This window comes from Mesorhizobium sp. M4A.F.Ca.ET.050.02.1.1 (genome assembly GCF_003997725.1).
GTDB lineage: Bacteria > Pseudomonadota > Alphaproteobacteria > Rhizobiales > Rhizobiaceae > Mesorhizobium.
In genome coordinates, this window is sequence record NZ_RZSG01001429.1 from 1 (window position 1) to 584 (window position 584).

Annotated in this window: 1 protein-coding gene; it reads left to right on the plus strand. The window is 64.7% G+C overall.

What is annotated here, in order from left to right; translation table 11 throughout:
• Positions 1 to 584: phosphoenolpyruvate carboxylase (locus EOA33_RS37960; protein WP_127407859.1), on the plus strand; the 584-nt coding region annotated here is incomplete at both ends.

The following is a 584-nucleotide window of genomic DNA, read 5'->3' on the forward strand; positions in this document are numbered from 1 at the left end:
GCCGACGAGTTGCTTGCCATGCGGGCGCGCCGCGAACTCGAACAAGGCGCCGGTGTCGATGAGGTGCCCGGGTCCTTTGCCAGCGTGATCGCGCAGATGGCAGCGAACGGTCACTCCGCGAAAGAAGTCCAGACGGCGCTCAGCGAGCTTTGTGTCGGCCCGACCATGACCGCGCACCCGACGGAGGCCAAGCGCGTCACGGTGCTGGAGATCCACCGCCGTATCTATCGCAAGCTGACCGAGCTCGACCAGCCGCGCTGGGCGCCGCGCGAGCGCGACCTGCTGGTCGCCGATCTGGAAAGCGAAATCGAGCTTTTGTGGATGACGGGTGAACTGCGGCTGGAGCGCCCGACGGTCGAACGCGAAATCGCCTGGGGCCTGCATTTCTTTCGCGAAGTCATCTTCGAGGCGACGCCGCAGCTCTATGGCAAGCTCCAAGGCGCCTTCGAGCGTCACTATCCGGAAGAGCCGATCAGAGTTCCCTCCTTCATGCGCTATGCTTCGTGGATCGGCGGCGACCGCGATGGCAATCCCAACGTGACGGCCGCGGTCACGGCCCATGCCATGGCCGAATACCGCAATAC